15 protein-coding genes and 1 pseudogene are annotated in these 16,613 nt (G+C 42.9%); 12 read left to right on the top strand and 4 right to left on the bottom strand.

The window, feature by feature from the left end:
- Nucleotides 1–58 precede the first annotated feature (58 nt).
- The 4 genes from DS742_RS26405 to DS742_RS26390 all read left to right on the top strand — a co-directional run bounded on the left by DS742_RS26405 (nucleotide 59) and on the right by DS742_RS26390 (nucleotide 7,146).
- Entirely contained in the window at nucleotides 59–2,713 is a 2,655-nt protein-coding gene (locus DS742_RS26405; protein ID WP_242996852.1) for a carbohydrate-binding protein, read from the top strand.
- Nucleotides 2,714–2,800: 87 nt separating this feature from the next.
- On the top strand, nucleotides 2,801–3,733 hold the full coding sequence (locus tag DS742_RS26400) for an alpha/beta hydrolase-fold protein (protein ID WP_117419904.1): 933 nt from the start codon (nucleotides 2,801–2,803) through the stop codon (nucleotides 3,731–3,733).
- Between the two features lie 22 nt (nucleotides 3,734–3,755).
- Nucleotides 3,756–5,555: a glycoside hydrolase family 43 protein gene (locus DS742_RS26395; protein WP_117419899.1), complete on the top strand. Its 1,800-nt coding sequence runs from the start codon at nucleotides 3,756–3,758 to the stop codon at nucleotides 5,553–5,555.
- Between the two features lie 109 nt (nucleotides 5,556–5,664).
- On the top strand, nucleotides 5,665–7,146 hold the full coding sequence (locus DS742_RS26390) for a carbohydrate-binding protein (protein ID WP_117419898.1): 1,482 nt from the start codon (nucleotides 5,665–5,667) through the stop codon (nucleotides 7,144–7,146).
- A 351-nt stretch (nucleotides 7,147–7,497) separates the two neighbouring features.
- Here the strand turns inward: DS742_RS26390 and DS742_RS26385 are convergent, their stop codons facing one another.
- Nucleotides 7,498–8,046 (bottom strand): GNAT family N-acetyltransferase, encoded by a 549-nt coding sequence (locus DS742_RS26385; protein ID WP_117419897.1) that lies wholly within the window; start codon nucleotides 8,044–8,046, stop codon nucleotides 7,498–7,500.
- 154 nt (nucleotides 8,047–8,200) lie between these two features.
- On the opposite strand from DS742_RS26385, the gene DS742_RS26380 reads away from it, so the two are divergent.
- The 6 genes from DS742_RS26380 (at nucleotide 8,201) to DS742_RS26355 (ending at nucleotide 13,147) form a co-directional block, all read left to right on the top strand.
- Nucleotides 8,201–8,545 (top strand): metal-sensing transcriptional repressor, encoded by a 345-nt coding sequence (locus DS742_RS26380; protein WP_117419896.1) that lies wholly within the window; start codon nucleotides 8,201–8,203, stop codon nucleotides 8,543–8,545.
- 129 nt (nucleotides 8,546–8,674) lie between these two features.
- Nucleotides 8,675–9,442 (top strand): tRNA threonylcarbamoyladenosine dehydratase, encoded by a 768-nt coding sequence (locus DS742_RS26375; RefSeq protein ID WP_117419895.1) that lies wholly within the window; start codon nucleotides 8,675–8,677, stop codon nucleotides 9,440–9,442.
- Nucleotides 9,443–9,478: 36 nt separating this feature from the next.
- Complete coding sequence (locus DS742_RS26370) at nucleotides 9,479–10,666, top strand: rhodanese-like domain-containing protein (RefSeq protein WP_117419903.1); 1,188 nt, start codon at nucleotides 9,479–9,481, stop codon at nucleotides 10,664–10,666.
- Nucleotides 10,667–10,724: 58 nt separating this feature from the next.
- Nucleotides 10,725–11,156 (top strand): RrF2 family transcriptional regulator, encoded by a 432-nt coding sequence (locus DS742_RS26365; RefSeq protein ID WP_117419894.1) that lies wholly within the window; start codon nucleotides 10,725–10,727, stop codon nucleotides 11,154–11,156.
- 264 nt (nucleotides 11,157–11,420) lie between these two features.
- Nucleotides 11,421–12,686, top strand: a complete 1,266-nt coding sequence (locus DS742_RS26360; protein WP_117419893.1) for an MFS transporter — start codon at nucleotides 11,421–11,423, stop codon at nucleotides 12,684–12,686.
- Nucleotides 12,687–12,742: 56 nt separating this feature from the next.
- Complete coding sequence (locus tag DS742_RS26355) at nucleotides 12,743–13,147, top strand: hypothetical protein (protein ID WP_117419892.1); 405 nt, start codon at nucleotides 12,743–12,745, stop codon at nucleotides 13,145–13,147.
- 71 nt (nucleotides 13,148–13,218) lie between these two features.
- On the opposite strand, the gene DS742_RS26350 is transcribed toward DS742_RS26355, so the two are convergent.
- Both DS742_RS26350 and DS742_RS26345 read right to left on the bottom strand, forming a co-directional pair.
- On the bottom strand, nucleotides 13,219–13,533 hold the full coding sequence (locus DS742_RS26350; RefSeq protein ID WP_117419891.1) for an AzlD domain-containing protein: 315 nt from the start codon (nucleotides 13,531–13,533) through the stop codon (nucleotides 13,219–13,221).
- The gene (locus tag DS742_RS26345; protein ID WP_117419890.1) at nucleotides 13,526–14,248 is read right to left on the bottom strand and encodes an AzlC family ABC transporter permease; all 723 of its coding nucleotides are present in this window, start codon (nucleotides 14,246–14,248) and stop codon (nucleotides 13,526–13,528) included. The genes DS742_RS26350 and DS742_RS26345 overlap by 8 nt, the downstream gene beginning before the upstream one ends.
- A 130-nt stretch (nucleotides 14,249–14,378) precedes the next feature.
- On the opposite strand from DS742_RS26345, the gene DS742_RS26340 reads away from it, so the two are divergent.
- Nucleotides 14,379–15,254: a LysR family transcriptional regulator gene (locus DS742_RS26340; RefSeq protein WP_117419889.1), complete on the top strand. Its 876-nt coding sequence runs from the start codon at nucleotides 14,379–14,381 to the stop codon at nucleotides 15,252–15,254.
- 147 nt (nucleotides 15,255–15,401) lie between these two features.
- Entirely contained in the window at nucleotides 15,402–16,229 is an 828-nt protein-coding gene (locus DS742_RS26335) for a CAP domain-containing protein (RefSeq protein WP_242996847.1), read from the top strand.
- Nucleotides 16,230–16,301: 72 nt separating this feature from the next.
- On the opposite strand, the pseudogene DS742_RS26330 reads toward DS742_RS26335, so the two are convergent.
- A pseudogene (locus tag DS742_RS26330) lies at nucleotides 16,302–16,601 on the bottom strand (ABC transporter ATP-binding protein); the annotation flags it as partial.
- Nucleotides 16,602–16,613 lie beyond the last annotated feature (12 nt).

The following is a 16,613-nucleotide window of genomic DNA, read 5'->3' as shown; positions in this document are numbered from 1 at the left end:
TTCGAAGTTACCTCATATACTATAAAGATACGTTTTAAAAAATCAGGAGGAAACGGGTATGTCAAAAAAGAAGGCTTCCAAAAGAAGCGTTTTATTAATTCTCTCTTTGTTAACTGTATTATGCAGCATATTTACTTTTACTGTCTTTCCAATAGCTGCATCCGCTGCGACTCAGGCAACCTATTATGTTTCGCCCACAGGAAGCGACAGCAACCCAGGAACGCTGGCAGCACCCTTCCAAACAATGGAAAAGGCGCGGGACGCTGCCCGCAGGATCAACAGCAATATGACCGGAGATATCTATATTTATTTGCGGGGCGGAAACTACAGCATCACCAGTACCGTTACTTTCGGACCACAGGATTCTGGGACAAACGGATACAGGATCTATTACCAGGCATACCCGGGTGAAACGCCTGTCTTGAACGGTGCAACAAAAGTTACAGGCTGGACTCAGTATAGCGGCAATATTTATAAAGCTGCGCTCAATCGTTCGACAAAATTAAGAAACCTTTATGTGAATGACCAGAGGGCTTCGATGACCAGCAAAACCGTTACAGCCCGCGGAGGGTACGGGACTTATTCCGTAACTGCAGGACAGGCCAGTTGGGCATGGACAAGCGGCAGTAAGAGTGACGGGGTTCAGTATAATGCGTCGGATGTACCGGCAATTACCAGCAACAAAGATGACCTTGAGATCGTAAACGGTACTACCTGGAATGAGAATATAGTTTGTACCAGGGATGTCATTACATCCGGCAGTAACAGAGTGCTTCTTTTGCAGCAGCCTTATGGGGCGATAGCACAGACTCCGGGGTGGGGTGCAGCCTTTAGTGCTTCCGGTACCCATACGATTTATAATGCCTTCGAATTCTTAAATTCTCCCGGACAATTTTATTTTGACAAGACGGCCAAAACGCTTTATTACTATATCCGTCCAGGTGAGAATATGGCCACTGCCGATGTAGAGGCTCCTGTTGTAGAGAAGCTGATCGACATCGCAGGAACATCAACGGCTAACAGGGTTAAGAATATCACCTTCCAGGGCATTACTTTTGAAAATACGGATTACAGCCTTGTGAATGTTGCAGGTTCACACGGTAAATCCACATGTCAGGCAGCACAGGCATTTATCGCTTTTTATAACGACAATTGGCACAACACCAAGTATGATCTTGTTGATACATTGCCGGGAATGATCAACGTAAGCAGCAGCGATTCCATCAACTTTATAAGAAATACAGTGAAGCACAGCGGCAATGATGGAATTTCCATGGTAAACGATGTTATAAATTCCAGTCTTATCGGCAACTACATCACGGACATCACATCCAGCGGCATCACGGTAGGGCATCCGCAGCATGTTTATATCGGAGATGGTGGAAACCATGCAAAATATGCTCCCGGCGTAGAAGGGGTTTGTAAGAATAACACCATCAACAATAATTTGTTGTACAACATTAGCACGTCTCACGGATTTGGTGGATGTGCCGCTATCACGGCTTACTTTGTGGATACCATCAAAATAACCAATAACCATGTTCAATCAACAGCATACAATGGAATCCATTTAGGCTGGGGATGGTGTAATTTCACTGACTCCACTACCTGTAAAAACAACACAGTAAGTAATAACCGGATTATTAATACCCTAACCAGGCTTCATGACAGCGGAGCCATCTATACCATCGGACAGATGCCGGGTACGAACATTAATCAGAACTATGTCAGAGGAATTCCTCCTGCAACCTCCGGTCCGACCTATGGTTTGCATAACGATGAAGGAACTGCCTATATCAATGAAAATGACAACGTACTGGATATTGATCCGGGGGTAAAGTATACCATCAACTGTGAGGATTTTGGACAAAAACACGATTTGACCATACTGCGGACCTATGCCACCGTAAGTAAAATGGGCGTTAATCCTCCAAACAGTAAAATAGATCCCCCGGTTGTAGTTCCGGATAACGTATGGCCTTTGGCACAGTACACCACCTGTCTGAATTCGGGAATCCAGGAAGCATACAGGGATATTATCCCGGCTAACCTGCTTCCAACACCGGATTATGTGTTCCCCGCAAGTTGTGCAGCTGCAGCCGGAACTGGCATAAGTATAAGGAGCAGCGGGAATTCTTCAAATACGGTATGGTTTGCACCGGCCAGAACAACCAGTTTTGTCGAGGGATCTGCAATGACGAAAGCGGAAGGAACTGCCACATCGATTACTGCTCCAGCCGCTGCCGGTACGTACCGGTTGTGTGTAGTGAATTCACAAGGCATGAAGATGGGGGAATCGGCGGCACTGCTCCGGGTAAGCGGATCGTCTTCACAGATTGAAGCGGAGAGTTTCAGCAGCCAGTCGGGTATTCAAACGGAAACCTGCAGCGAAGGAGGACAGAACATTGGGTATGTTGAAAATGGAGATTATGCCGTATACAACAATATCGATTTCGGTGCAGGAGCGTCAAACTTCCAGGCCAGAGTAGCCAGCGGCGCCAGTGGAGGGAATATTGAGATCAGGCTGGACAGTCTTACTGGTCCATTAGTAGGAACTTGTTCAATCACCGGGACTGGCGGTTGGCAGACGTGGGCTACCAGAACCTGCAGTATCAGCGGAGCAAGCGGGAAGCATAACGTATACTTGAAATTTACTGGTGGGAGCGGTTACTTATTTAATATAAACTGGTTCCAATTTACCGGGGGAAGATAGTGTACTCTAATCATATTGCCGTGTATCCCGTTTGGGATACCGGCAAAATAAAAGAAAGGAGAATAAAAAATGAGACTAAAACCCTTAATGAATGAAATTGTCAGGAGAATAGTACCGGCTTTTTTCACTCTTGCAGTACTTTTAGCAATGCCTGTAAATTCATTGGCGGCGGAAACGCTCCCAACCATGCCGCCGGCAGGATATGACCAAGCCAGGAACAGCATTCCCCACGGGCAGATCAACAGTATTACTTATCAATCATCAGCAACAAAAAGCCAGAGGAAGGCGAGAATTTACCTGCCACCAGGATATTCAACAAGCAACAAATACAGCGTCCTGTATTTATTGCACGGTTACGGCGGGAGTGAAGGTGATTGGTTTACAGGCGGAGGCGCAGCCAATGTTATTTTGGACAACCTTATTGCCGATGGAAAAATTCAGCCATTTATCATTGTAACACCAAATGCTAATACATCGTCAATATCTGATAGTAAGCTTCCGGATGATATAATCAACAGCCTTATCCCATACATCGATTCACACTATTCCGTTTATACTGACCGCCTTCACAGAGCAATTGCCGGTCTTTCATATGGTGGTCCACAATCATATAATATTGGGTGTACAAATATGAACAAATTCGCCTATGTGGGAGGTTTTTCAGGCGGCGGACCTGTTGCCTATCCGACCAGCAAGTTATTTCCAGATCCTGCAGCTACCCGTCAGCAGATGAAGCTATTGTTTCTTTGCATTGGTACCAATGATAATTTATCTTACAGTAACGGCATAGCTAATTTTTGTAAGAGCAATAATATCCCTTGCACCTATTATCAAATTCCAGGAAGAGGTCACGATTGGACTGTTTGGAAACCAAGTCTGTGGAATTTTGCACAAATGGCGTGCGCAAAAGGATTTACGGATTATAACATCCCGAAATCGGCATTCACACAGATCGAAGCAGAGAGTTACGACAACCAGTCTGGAATCCAGACCGAAACTTGTAACAAGGGCGGAAATTAACCTATTGATTGGAGGTAAATCTATGAAAAAAGTAAGTAGAGTTGTAGTTTTCCTGATGGCTATTTCCCTAATTCATTCAACAGAGTGTTATGCAGACAATCCAATTGTACAAACGAATTATACTGCAGATCCTGCCCCGACGGTTTATAACGGGACTTGCTATTTGTATACCACTCATGACGAGGACACCATCGTCAATAATTTTTATACCATGAATGACTGGAGATGCTATTCCTCCACCGACATGCAAAACTGGACGGATCATGGATCACCGTTGTCTTACAAAACATTCAGTTGGGCGCAAGGCGATGCATGGGCTGGCCAGGTTATTAACAGGAACGGGAAGTTTTATTTCTACGGTCCGATGACCCGGAAAAATGCCGGGGGCGCAAGGGTAATCGGTGTAGCAGTATCAGACAGCCCGACCGGGCCGTTCACCGATCCTCTCGGGAAACCTTTAATCACCAATAACGGGGCCCAGGATATCGACCCTACCGTATTCATTGACGACAACGGACAGGCGTATCTCTACTGGGGGAACGGTAACCTCTATTATGTGAAGTTGAATCAGGATATGATTTCATATTCAGGCGGTATTGTCCAGGTATCTCCGAAACCAGCGAATTATGTCGAAGGTCCGTGGTTCTACAAGCGTAATAATTTATATTACATGGTATACGCAGGTATGACCGGAGGATCCGAAAATATCTCCTATGCGACCAGCAACAGTCCTACCGGGCCATGGACCTCTAAGGGAACTATTATGGGTTCGCAAAACAGCTATACAAACCATCCGGGAGTAACCGATTATAAGGGAAATTCCTACCTTTTTTACCATACCGGTAATTTACCAGGAGGCGGAAGCTATCATCGTTCTGTTGGCTTGGAGCAATTCAAATACAATGCAGATGGTACAATTCCCAGTATTCCAATTACCAAAAATGGTCCGGGCCAGCTTGGTAATTTAGACCCATATGTTAAAACGGAAGCTGAAACAATTTGCTGGGAATCCGGTGTTGAGACAGAAAAATGCAGTGAAGGCGGAATGGATGTATGTAATATCGAAAACGGGGACTGGATAAAAGTAAAAGGTGTAGATTTTGGTTCCGGTGCGGCATCTTTTGAAGCAAGAGTAGCTTCGGCGACTAACGGCGGGAATATTGAGCTCCGCCTTGACAGCGAAACAGGGAAACTGGTGGGAACCTGTGCTGTTTCAAATACCGGAGGCTGGCAGAACTGGATAACTAAGTCCTGTAATGTAAGCGGTGCAACAGGAGTACATGACCTATACTTTAAATTTACCGGCGGAAGCGGTTATCTATTTAACTTCAACTGGTGGAAGTTCACCGGCACAGGGATAACTCCTGGCCAGACATCGGCTTTTTCACAGATAGAAGCGGAAAGCTACAACACCCAGTCTGGAATCCAAACCGAAAGCTGCAGCGAAGGAGGGGAGAATGTCGGATATATCGAAAACGGGGATTATGCAGTTTACAAAAATATTGATTTCGGCAATGGTGCAGAAAGCTTTCAGGCCAGAGTAGCCAGTTCCACCAGCGGAGGTAATATTGAGATCAGGCTTGATAGTCTTTCCGGTCCTTTAGCAGGGACTTGTCCGGTTGCCGGAACCGGAGGCTGGCAGACTTGGGCTGATGCAATGTGCAGTGTTAGCGGAGTAAGCGGAAAACATGACTTATACCTGAAATTTACGGGAGGAAGCGGATACTTATTCAACCTTAACTGGTTCAAGTTTACCGGTGGAAGTGTAAACACCGGAGATCTCAAGGAAGATGGGAGTGTGAATGAACAGACAATGCCTTGATGAAAATGTACCTTCTATTACGAAATTACCTTATTAGCCTTAAAGACGTGCGCTCTAAAGTTGTTTACAACAATACCGTTAAATTCAAATAAGGAGGTAATTGTAGATTATGAAGAAAAAATCAATATTTATTATTGGATTAGTTTTATCACTGGTATCTTTCAATGTAGTACATGCTGCTTCATCGTACATTGATTATTTTAAAACGACGCCGATAATCGATTCCCTATCGTCGTCCTGTTGGGGCGCCGCGGCAGTGGGTCCTCGTGATCAATCCAACGGTTTGGAAGACAGGACCATGTCGAAGTATGCTTATTGGGATGGAGGAATCATCAAGGGGCCGGATGGCACGTATCATATGTTTGCCAGCCGGTGGAATCAATCTGCCGGCCACAACGGGTGGTTTGGCTCTGTGGCTGTTCATGCGACGAGCTCCAATCTGTATGGACCTTATACGGACAAGGGTATGTGCTGGCCCAACGATCAGGGCGGTAAAGGTCACAACGTGGTCCCGCTGCAACTAAAAGACGGGAGGTATGCGATCCTCGTGAGTGAAACCAGGCGGCCGGCTGACATTTTTGTCTCCAATTCCCTGGATGGGCCATGGTCAAAGCTGGGGAGTGTATCGATTACTCCAAATGCTTTCTCATCCAAATATACAGCGTCCAATGTTTACATTATGCTTCGTCCGGATGGACGTTATGGGTTGATTGAAAGAGATGGGGTAATTGGTATTGCTGATAATGTCCTTGGACCTTACACCATTCAGGGAACCAATATTTATGAGAAGATTCCTGGTTGTCCGACAGTCAACATGGAGGATCCGGTTATGTGGTACAGTGGTGGCCTTTATCATATTATTGTCAATAAGTGGGACACACGTAAGGCGTATCACATCACTTCCCAAGATGGTATCAGCAACTGGAAATTAGAACCTGGATACGCCTATGACCCTACAGCGAATTTTATCCGCTATTCAAATGGTACGGTAAATCACTGGAATAAATTGGAACGTCCCAATGTGTATATGGAGAATGGCCATGTGGTTGCGATGACACTGGCGGCGATAGACGTTGCAAAAGACCAGGACTTGGGCAATGACAGTCATGGCAGTAAGGTTATCGTCATTCCGTTTGATGGTGCCGGTTTAGATTCCGGGGGGGCTCTGCCAACTCCTGACCCAAGATCGGCCTTTGCACAGATCGAAGCGGAGAGTTACAATAACCAATCGGGAGTTCAAACCGAAAGCTGTACGGAAGGTGGGGAGAATGCCGGATACATCGAAAACGAGGATTATGCAGTATACAGCAATATTGATTTCGGCAGTGGTGCTGCAAGCTTTCAGGCCAGAGTCGCCAGTGCCACCAGCGGAGGGAATATTGAGATCAGGCTGGATAGTCTTAACGGGACTTTGATAGGGACTTGTCCGGTTGCCGGGACCGGGGGCTGGCAGACTTGGACGGCTGCAACGTGCAATGTTAGCGGGGTGAGCGGAAAGCATGACTTATATCTGAAGTTTACGGGAGGAAGCGGATACTTATTCAACCTGAACTGGTTCAAATTTGGTACAGGAAGTAATTCAGGAAGCTAAAACAAAGCAGGACTGTATAGAGATAGCTAATAAAATACTATCAGCTTAGGCTTAAAGTGAACTCCTAACTCTATTAATTTTACAGTATATTTATGGCATTCCAGACATTATATAATCAATAAATATTCATATATAGGAAAAGAGTTGTCTCTGAAAAAAGACGGCTCTTTTCCGTGAGCAGAATCAATAGAACATTTAGAACGCATTTCGCCCCTTGCCGGGGTGGTACTGGCGTAATTCAAATATGAAGGAAAAGGCAATCGTAAAACCCTGCGAGAAACCGCCCTCGGCATTGCTTTTGGCGTTTTCCATCTGTGTTGCCCAATGAATGAAAACCAGCACAAACGCCCATTATTCATTCATTTCATGGTTTAATAACACCATATGAATATGATCTTCCCATTTCCCATTGATTTTTAAGTACTGAGGGGAAAGCCCCTCTTTCTGAAAGCCAAGTTTTTCTGTCACTTTTAAAGATCTGATATTGCGGGGCATAATATTGGCTTCAATCCGGTGAAGACCGTAGTCCCGAAACATGATTTCAATGCCTTTTCTCACAGCTTCTGTCATATAGCCCATGTTTATTTCATCTTTATCCAGGTTATAGCCAAGGAAGCAGGAGAGGAACACTCCTTTTACGATATTGTTAAATGCCAGGGCGCCGATCACTTTGTTCTCTTCACCTTTTTTTGAAATCCACAGCTTTAAAGAACTGCTGTCTGCGATTTGGTTTTCCAGCTGTTTTTTCTGATATTCCTGAGTGTAAAATTCTTCGTCTCTGATCGGTTCCCATTCTGATAAAAATTCACGGTTTCTTTGATAATAGTCTGTGACCATGGGTGCAAAGGACAATTCCGGTGTTCTTAGTAAAAGCCGACTGGTTTCATAGATTGCTGACATATTTTCCTCCTGCAGTAATTAAATTTTGGAGTAAGAGTGTAGCATGAATGGAAGGGGATGTCAAGAACACCTGAATTTTCATATCATCTTCATACCATCTTGTGAAAAAATGAAATCTGGAGTACAATAGGGAGTATGGAGGAGAGTAGCAAATATGAACGAGAACATGGAATATCACACACATAAGGCAGAGGATGGTACTGAATATACCCATTCCCATTTACCCGGACACCCGCATAAGCATACGAATACAAAGATGGTTATCAACCGGCTGTCCCGTGCGATCGGACATTTGGAATCTGTGAAACGTATGGTCAGTGATGAAAGAGACTGCAGTGAGGTGCTGATTCAGCTGTCAGCAGTCATATCGGCATTGAATCAGACGGGAAAAGTGATCATTAAGGATCATATTGAACATTGTATTGTGGACGCGGTGGAATCAGGAGACAAGCAGGCAATTGATGATTTAAACAAGGCCATTGACCGTTTTATTAAATAATTGATAACAATTGTAAGGAAACCATATCCAGTAAAAATGAATTGCCCAAACACACTTTTCGAAGTATAATTACTTGAAGTGTGTTTTTTTATACCATCAGGCAGAAAATGTAGAAAGAGGTAGATTCATTTGTTAAATCAGTTTTCCAGAACCCAGCTGTTACTGGGGGAAGATGCTATGAAGCGTCTGTCAGAAGCGAAAGTTGCCATATTTGGAATTGGCGGAGTGGGCGGATATGTTGTGGAAGCTCTGGTAAGAAGCGGAGTCCGTTCCTTTGTTCTTGTTGATGATGATAAGGTATGTCTGACCAATATTAACAGACAGATTATAGCCACCAGAAAAACGGTTGGCAAATATAAGGTTGAAGTAATGAAAGAGCGGATTTTAGAGATCAATCCTGATGCTGAGGTGGAGATGCATAAATGCTTTTTTTTACCAGAGAATGCAGGAGATTTTTCCTTTCAGGACTATGATTATGTGGTGGATGCGGTGGATACGGTAACAGCCAAGCTTCAGCTTGTGATGCAGGCAAAAGAGGCAGGCGTTCCAGTCATCAGCTGTATGGGGGCAGGAAACAAGTTAGATCCTACCAAGTTTGAGGTTGCCGACATTTATAAAACATCAGTTTGCCCTCTTGCAAAGGTCATGAGAAGAGAGTTAAAGAAGCGGGGAGTGAAAAAGCTTAAGGTGGTTTATTCAAAAGAAATCCCAACCAGGCCCATCGAGGATATGTCCATCAGCTGCAGGACAAACTGTATCTGTCCTCCTGGAGCTGCCCATAAGTGCACGGAGAGACGGGATATTCCGGGAAGTCTGGCATTTGTGCCGTCTGTTGCAGGTCTGATTATCGCAGGAGAGGTTATTAAGGATCTTGCAGGCGGGCAGCAGAAAGCGTAAAAGGAATGAGGAGATAAGGATATGGGTTCAGAATACATGGATACTTGTGAATGCAGTCTGTCATTACAACAGCTGGAGCAAATGGATCAGGCAGAATATATTCTGGTGGATATCAGAGAGGAAAGAGCCTATCAGCACGGATTTATTCCCGGCGCCATTCATATGGATGCGGAAGCATTATCAGCAGATGAGTGCACGCTTCCCAAAGAGAAGAAGATTATTTTATATTGCTTAAAGGGTGTAATCAGCGAGGAAGCGGCAGAGACTTTAAGAGAAAAAGGATATATAGCCTATAGCCTGTCAGGAGGCTATGGAGCCTGGCTCATTCAGGCCATGAAGAAAGAAGAGAAGGGTCAGGGGCGGCTGGAAGAGATTGAAAAGAGTATCCGGAAGAAATTCCATAAAGAGCTGTTCAGTAAATTTGCCAAAGCAATCAATGAATATGAGCTTGTAAAGGAAAATGACAAGATAGCCGTTTGCATCTCAGGAGGCAAGGACTCCATGCTGATGGCAAAGCTGTTTCAGGAGATCAGGCGTCACAACAAGTTTCCGTTCGAGCTGGTGTTTCTTGTTATGGATCCTGGCTATCACGAGACAAACCGGCAGGTGATTGAAAACAATGCCAGACTTTTAAATATTCCAATTACCGTATTTGAAACACAGATTTTTGATGCAGTCTATGAAGTGGAGAAATCCCCCTGTTATCTGTGTGCAAGAATGAGGCGGGGATACTTGTACAGTAAGGCGAAGGAACTGGGATGCAATAAGATTGCACTTGGCCATCATTATGACGATGTGATTGAGACCATTCTCATGGGAATGATGTACGGAGGCCAGATCCAGACCATGATGCCAAAGCTGCACAGCACCAATTTTGAAGGTATGGAGCTCATCCGTCCGCTGTATCTCATCAGAGAAGATGACATCAAACGCTGGCGGGATTACAACGACCTTCATTTTATCCAGTGCGCATGCCGGTTTACCGATACCTGTACCACCTGCAGAACAGATGGAAATACCGGTTCCAAGCGGGTAGAAATAAAGAATCTGATCAGGCAGCTGAAGGAGACCAACCCCTATATTGAAGGCAATTTATTTAAAAGCGTGGAGAATGTTAATTTAAATACCATAATTGCTTATAAGAAGGATGGGGCTGTTCATCATTTCCTGGATGATTATGATATGAAAACCGCTGGTAAAAAAGAAAATCAGGAAGAATATTAGAAATAGACTTGAAAAACATATTAACCTTGTGGTAAATTATGATAAGGAGGTTATGCATATGAAAATTTCAACAAAAGGCCGTTATGCCATCAGACTCATGATTGATCTGGCAGAGCACAATAACGGTGAATTTATTACACTGATGGATATTGCCCAAAGGCAGGAGATATCAGAAAAATATTTAGAATCCATAGTCTCTGTTTTGAGTAAAAATAATTTCCTTATCTCATTAAGAGGGAAAGGCGGCGGCTACAAGCTGGCAAAGGATCCGGAGCTTTATACAGTGGGAAGTATTTTACGGCTTACGGAAGGTTCTCTTGCTCCTGTGTCCTGCCTGGAAGGGGAGACCAATAACTGCAACAGAGCGGGGCAGTGCCAGACTTTAGAGATGTGGGAAGGTCTTAATAAGCTGATTAACGATTACTTTGACGGGATAACCATTGCAGATCTGATTCAGAAGAATGATTATATGAATAATTATGTGATATAGGAGAATGGGGAGTTTTGTTCATTCTTATATATGATAGCAGAAAACAGACATCGTAAGTTGTCTGTTTTTTTGCATGCAGGGAGATTGGTCTGCAGCCGGTTTGATCCCCACGGTTTAATGATAAAATTCTTTGGTAGTGTCTAATTTTGGAAGCTAACACGTATAATTTCGGCACATGGGTTGAAATTACTGTCATAAAATGTTAATAAATACATATTGTTTAAAGATTCATATTGAAGGGAGGTTACAGGTTAAGAATAAACAATGGAAAAATATATGTATCAATCATTTATAAGAACAGAAAAAGAATATTTAAAAATTATTCTTTCAAACATAATAGGCAGATTTGGTGATTCTATCGATTCTATAGCATATGGCTGGATGGTGTATGAACTAACCGGCTCTACCTCGTGGCTGGCGCTTATTTATGGTATAAACTCTCTTCCCACGATCTTACTTCAGCCTTTTGCCGGAGCTTTGGTGGAATTTATTGATAAAAGAATCACAGTAATATTATGTGACACAGGCAGAGGTTTAGTGGTCTTATGTACTGGTATAATGATGATATCAGGAGCTTTGCAGCCGTGGCATTTATTAATTCTTACATTTTTAAATTCATGTTTTGAAGCTTACAGAATACCCAGCAGTCTTTCTATAATTCCACTAGTATTAAAAAAGCAGGATTATAATATAGGTTTATCGCTCAATCAGTCTGCAAGCCGTATATCTGAACTCATAGGCCTGGGCTGTGCAGGTGCTGTTATCGGCTTTCTTGGAAGTGGGGGTGCAATTATTGTTGATGCAATTACTTTCTTTATATCAGCAATATTATTTTATTTATTAAAGTTACCAGGAAGTAAAAAAGATAAAATACATACAAACATTAATGTTAAGAATTATTGCACTGATCTATACGGTGGCATACAATATTTTAAAAAAAATCGGATTATTTTTATAATATGTTGTATAGGTTTCCTATTAAACGTAATTACTGTTCCATTGGAAAAACTACAGGCGGCATATGTGAATGAGTGCCTTAGTTTGGGAGTGAATGCGATGTCGGTAGGAAGCATTTTTATGACTTGCGGGCTTATTCTGGGCAGTTTACTTTTTGTCTGTGTCAGAAAAACATTTTCAAATAAAGATATATTGATTTATGGGGGCACATTAATTGGAATGATATACTTCTGCTTAATGTTTGTTGGTATGATTGATTATATTCCTCTGCGTTATATAACCTATGGGGTTGTTTTATGTATATTTGGATTTATCAATTCGATGATTGGTATGTCAGCACAAGTGACTTTCATGGCAAATACTCCAAACGAATACCTTGGCAGAGCTGCAAGTATCTTTAATGCCATGGCTTGCTCCTCTATTCCAGCAGGCTCTTTTCTGTTGGCAATAGTTTTGCCTTACTTAACAATAATACGTACTTATTTTTGTGTTGGAGTAATTACAGTTTTAATTTTTTTATACATTGGAACCTTAAAATCGATAAGAAGAATGGAAGGTATGGATGAAGGATAAATTTTAATTGCTGTTTATAAGAAGATGCCAGATAATGTTTAGAAAGGATGAAATAAATGGGTAAAGTATTATTAGCAATAATGGTTGTTGTTTGTTGTGCTGATCTTATCAGAGCTATTATGAAACATTATAATTTTAAAAAATATAAGGGAGATACTATAGGTGCAATAATTAGTATAAGAAAACATTGTAAACGTGATAGATTCTTAAAAAATTATGTCTATTATGCTGCTTATAGATATATTGTAGATGGAATTACCTACGAAGAAGAATTTCCGCTTTATGAGAACAATGAGAAACTATTACATCTTTATCAGAGAACGAAGATTCAATATGACGAGAATAATCCAAGGAACTTTTTTCCCATTGATAAGAAAAATGCGTGGCGTACGATTGCTTTAAATGATCTTTTATATTTATTTTCAATGTTTCTAATACTTGAATTTATGAAATACCGTTAAATAACCTCAGCAAAGAAGCACAACATTCCCTTCATTTTTTGAAAGTTGTACTTCTTTTATTTTTCTATTGGCTACAAAATTCCCGGCAGCAGCTCCATCAAAAACACAACCCCGCAAGCCGTCAGGGAAACGAAAATCAGCGTCTTCCCCCTATAAGCCATCACCACAGCCGCCGCCAATGCCGCCGCTGCGGACCAGATACTCCTGGTAGCTGTCAGGATAGCCGGAAAAGTCATCACGGACAGGGTTACATAGGGAACGTAGAAGAGGAAGGAACGTACCCATGTATTTTTGATTTCCCGCCGGATCAGAGTCAGGGGAAGTACGCGGATGGCGTAAGTCACGATTGCCATAACCAGTATGTACACATAAATGCGGTCATTCATAAGAAACCTCCTTTTCAGCCGGAAATGGAAACAAAAATGCAGCTGCGCCAGCAATCACAACTGTCAGAAGTATGAGCCTCATACCGGAAGAAATCATACGCAGTCCCGGAAGACAGGAAAACAATAAACTAAGAATCATGGAAGCAGCTACCACCAGCGCCAGAGTCCGGTTATCCCTTGCCGGAGGTACGATAATAGCTACAAACATACCGTATAACCCCACGCTTAAGGCACTTAAAAGATGGTCTGGAAGCAGGCTGCCGGATACAGCTCCGAAAGCAGTGCCCAGTGTCCAGCCTGGGACTGCCGCAGACATCAGTCCATAGCAGTAGCGGGGATCCAATTTACCGGATTTGCAGACGGAGACGCCAAATACCTCATCTGTTACTCCGTATCCAATGAGAAAACGGTGATAAAACGGTATATCTTCTTTAAATTTCTGGGACAGGGAACAGGACATTAAGCTGTATCTTAAATTGATCACAAGCTGGGCAAGAGCCATTTCTCCAAGGGATGCTCCTGCTTTGATGATCCCAAGTCCGGCGAACTGACCTGCTGAGGTTAAGTTGGTAAGTGACATCACTATGGCCTGCCATGGTGAAAGTCCGGTATTAGCTGCCATAATACCAAAAGTAAAGGATACTGCAAAGTACCCAAGTCCTATGGGAATGCCGTCTTTTATTCCGGTAAAATATTGTAATCTTCGCTCATTCATAAGAATCCTCCGTAACGGGGTCAACCCCCTTTTGGTAAACTAAGAAAAATATACCACGGTTCTTTACATCAGTAAAACAAATGTTTATAATGGAAACATTAGGAAAACTGATGGATAAGAAGGTGGATGAATGAACCGGTACCGGGCAGTCGTTAAAATTGTGGAATGTGGGGGATTTACCAAAGCTGCCCTGGAACTGGGCTATACACAGTCCGCTGTCAGCCAGATGGTTCAGTCTTTGGAAGAGGAACTTGATACAGTCCTTTTTGTAAGGTCAAAAAAAGGCGTAACACTGACACCGGACGGGTCTGAGCTTATGCCATACATAAAAAATATCTGTCATGCATACAGGGAATTGATGGAAAAGCGAAGTGAGATGGAAGGAATTCAGAATGCAGCCATCCGCATCGGCACCTTTGCCAGTGTATCCTGCCACTGGCTTCCGGGATTGATGAAGGGCTTCAAAGAAAAATTTCCCGCTGTCAGCTTTCAGCTTTACCAGGGAGATTACACGCAGATTGAGCAGCTGGTAAAGGAAGGCAGCGTGGACTTTGGTTTCATTAATCCGCAGGCAGTGACAGATCAGGAACTGAAGACCATTCCCTTAAAAAAAGATCCCATGCTTGCAGTTCTTCCCATAAACCACCCCCTTGCTGCAAAAGATAAGATTCCCATAAAGGAACTGTCACAAGAACCATTTATCCTGCTGGAAGAGGGAAGTTTAAATGAACCCATGGAGTATTTCCGCCAATATGGAATCAAACCGAACATTCAATATATTGTACATGATGATTATACAATTATGGCGATGATAGAAAAAGGGCTGGGTGTGGGAATTCTCTCAGATTTAATTTTAAACCGGGTGGATTATAAAAATGCTGTAAGAAAACTGGAACCGCCGCTGTCCAGAACCATTGGAGTCGTATTTAAGGATCAGAGGATTTTACCTGCTGCAAGCAGGCATTTTCTGGACTTTTTAACAGATGCATACAGGGAACTGGAGTGAGAATGGAAAATTCCTTTTCCCCGTTCTGGAAATCTGGTAAAAAAATTACCATGTATTACCACTGGAAAAATGGAAGTAACAGTGCTATCATATTCTTGTAACACAAATGTAATAAAATTGTAACATAACCAAAAGGAGGAAATAACATTGAAGAAACTAAAGGCAATTGGATTGATTACGTTAACCTTGACAAGCATGCTTCCATTAACAGCAAACGCAGCGGTGAATAACTCCTACAGACAGTGCTATGGCGGAAGAAACGTGACTGCAATTTATGGCTCCTATAATGCCAGTGATTTGAGGGCGAAGCTTCAGCAGCTTGGGATCAACTCAAACAATGTAAACTGGTCTTCTCTAATCAATAGCAATAGTAATAATAATAAAAATTGCAACAAAGGAAACGGAAGCAATACCAATAATGGAAATACCAATAATGGAAATACCAATAATGGCAATACCAATAATGGCAATACCAATAATGGCAATACAAACACCGGCAATACAAACACCGGCAATACAAACACCGGCAATACAAACACCGGTAATACAAACACCGGAAACACTAACAGTGGAAACACCAACACCGGCTCCACTACCAACAAAACCTACACCCAGCAGGTTGTTGATCTGGTAAATGCAGAAAGAGCAAAAGCAGGACTTGCACCTCTTACCATTGATGCAAATGTGGAAAAAGCAGCGAATGTAAGAGCCAATGAAATTCAGACTTCCTTCGAGCACGTACGTCCAAACGGCAGTTCCTTCTCTACTGCAATCAAAGAGCAGAACGTTAACTTCCGGGGGGCAGGCGAGAACATTGCCTGGGGTCAGAAGACACCACAAGAAGTAATGAATGCATGGATGAACAGTGCCGGACACCGGGCTAACATCTTAAATAAGAGCTTTACACATATCGGTGTAGGCAATGTACAAAACGGTTCAGGAACTCAGTACTGGGTACAGCTGTTTACATACTAATAAAATAAGTCCTTTGCGGACTCAAAGCATTAGGCTCCTCTCCAGACTTACGGTTTGGAAAGGAGCCTTTACTTACTCAATCATTCCATCCCGGACTGTAATGATTCGGCTGCTGCTTTTTGCTGCTTCTGACGAATGGGTTACCATGATGATCGTCTGTTTGTTTTCCTGGTTGATATGGTGCAGCAGATGTAAAATTTCTGCCCCGGTTTTACTATCCAGATTTCCAGTCGGTTCATCTGCAAAGAGGATTTCGGGACTTCCAATCAATGCACGGGCAATTGCCACACGCTGCTGCTGTCCGCCTGACAACTCGCGGGGAGTATGCCTTTGCCTGTCAGATAACCCTGTCAATTCTAAAATATAGTTTAACCCGAATTATTC

Origin of the sequence: Lacrimispora amygdalina, assembly GCF_003432035.1 — a bacterium.
GTDB classification, from domain to species: Bacteria; Bacillota; Clostridia; order Lachnospirales; family Lachnospiraceae; genus Lacrimispora; species Lacrimispora amygdalina.
This window is presented reverse-complemented; position numbering and strand designations above follow the sequence as displayed.

What these genes read in the sequence shown, in the direction of transcription:
- DS742_RS26405 (WP_242996852.1), top strand. Translation starts at nt 59, where the DNA reads ATGTCAAAAAAGAAGGCTTCCAAAAGAAGCGTTTTATTAATTCTCTCT.
- DS742_RS26400 (WP_117419904.1), top strand. Translation starts at nt 2,801, where the DNA reads ATGAATGAAATTGTCAGGAGAATAGTACCGGCTTTTTTCACTCTTGCA.
- DS742_RS26395 (WP_117419899.1), top strand. Translation starts at nt 3,756, where the DNA reads ATGAAAAAAGTAAGTAGAGTTGTAGTTTTCCTGATGGCTATTTCCCTA.
- DS742_RS26390 (WP_117419898.1), top strand. Translation starts at nt 5,665, where the DNA reads ATGAAGAAAAAATCAATATTTATTATTGGATTAGTTTTATCACTGGTA.
- DS742_RS26385 (WP_117419897.1), bottom strand. Translation starts at nt 8,046, where the DNA reads ATGTCAGCAATCTATGAAACCAGTCGGCTTTTACTAAGAACACCGGAA.
- DS742_RS26380 (WP_117419896.1), top strand. Translation starts at nt 8,201, where the DNA reads ATGAACGAGAACATGGAATATCACACACATAAGGCAGAGGATGGTACT.
- DS742_RS26370 (WP_117419903.1), top strand. Translation starts at nt 9,479, where the DNA reads ATGGATACTTGTGAATGCAGTCTGTCATTACAACAGCTGGAGCAAATG.
- DS742_RS26365 (WP_117419894.1), top strand. Translation starts at nt 10,725, where the DNA reads ATGAAAATTTCAACAAAAGGCCGTTATGCCATCAGACTCATGATTGAT.
- DS742_RS26360 (WP_117419893.1), top strand. Translation starts at nt 11,421, where the DNA reads ATGGAAAAATATATGTATCAATCATTTATAAGAACAGAAAAAGAATAT.
- DS742_RS26355 (WP_117419892.1), top strand. Translation starts at nt 12,743, where the DNA reads ATGGGTAAAGTATTATTAGCAATAATGGTTGTTGTTTGTTGTGCTGAT.
- DS742_RS26350 (WP_117419891.1), bottom strand. Translation starts at nt 13,533, where the DNA reads ATGAATGACCGCATTTATGTGTACATACTGGTTATGGCAATCGTGACT.
- DS742_RS26345 (WP_117419890.1), bottom strand. Translation starts at nt 14,248, where the DNA reads ATGAATGAGCGAAGATTACAATATTTTACCGGAATAAAAGACGGCATT.
- DS742_RS26340 (WP_117419889.1), top strand. Translation starts at nt 14,379, where the DNA reads ATGAACCGGTACCGGGCAGTCGTTAAAATTGTGGAATGTGGGGGATTT.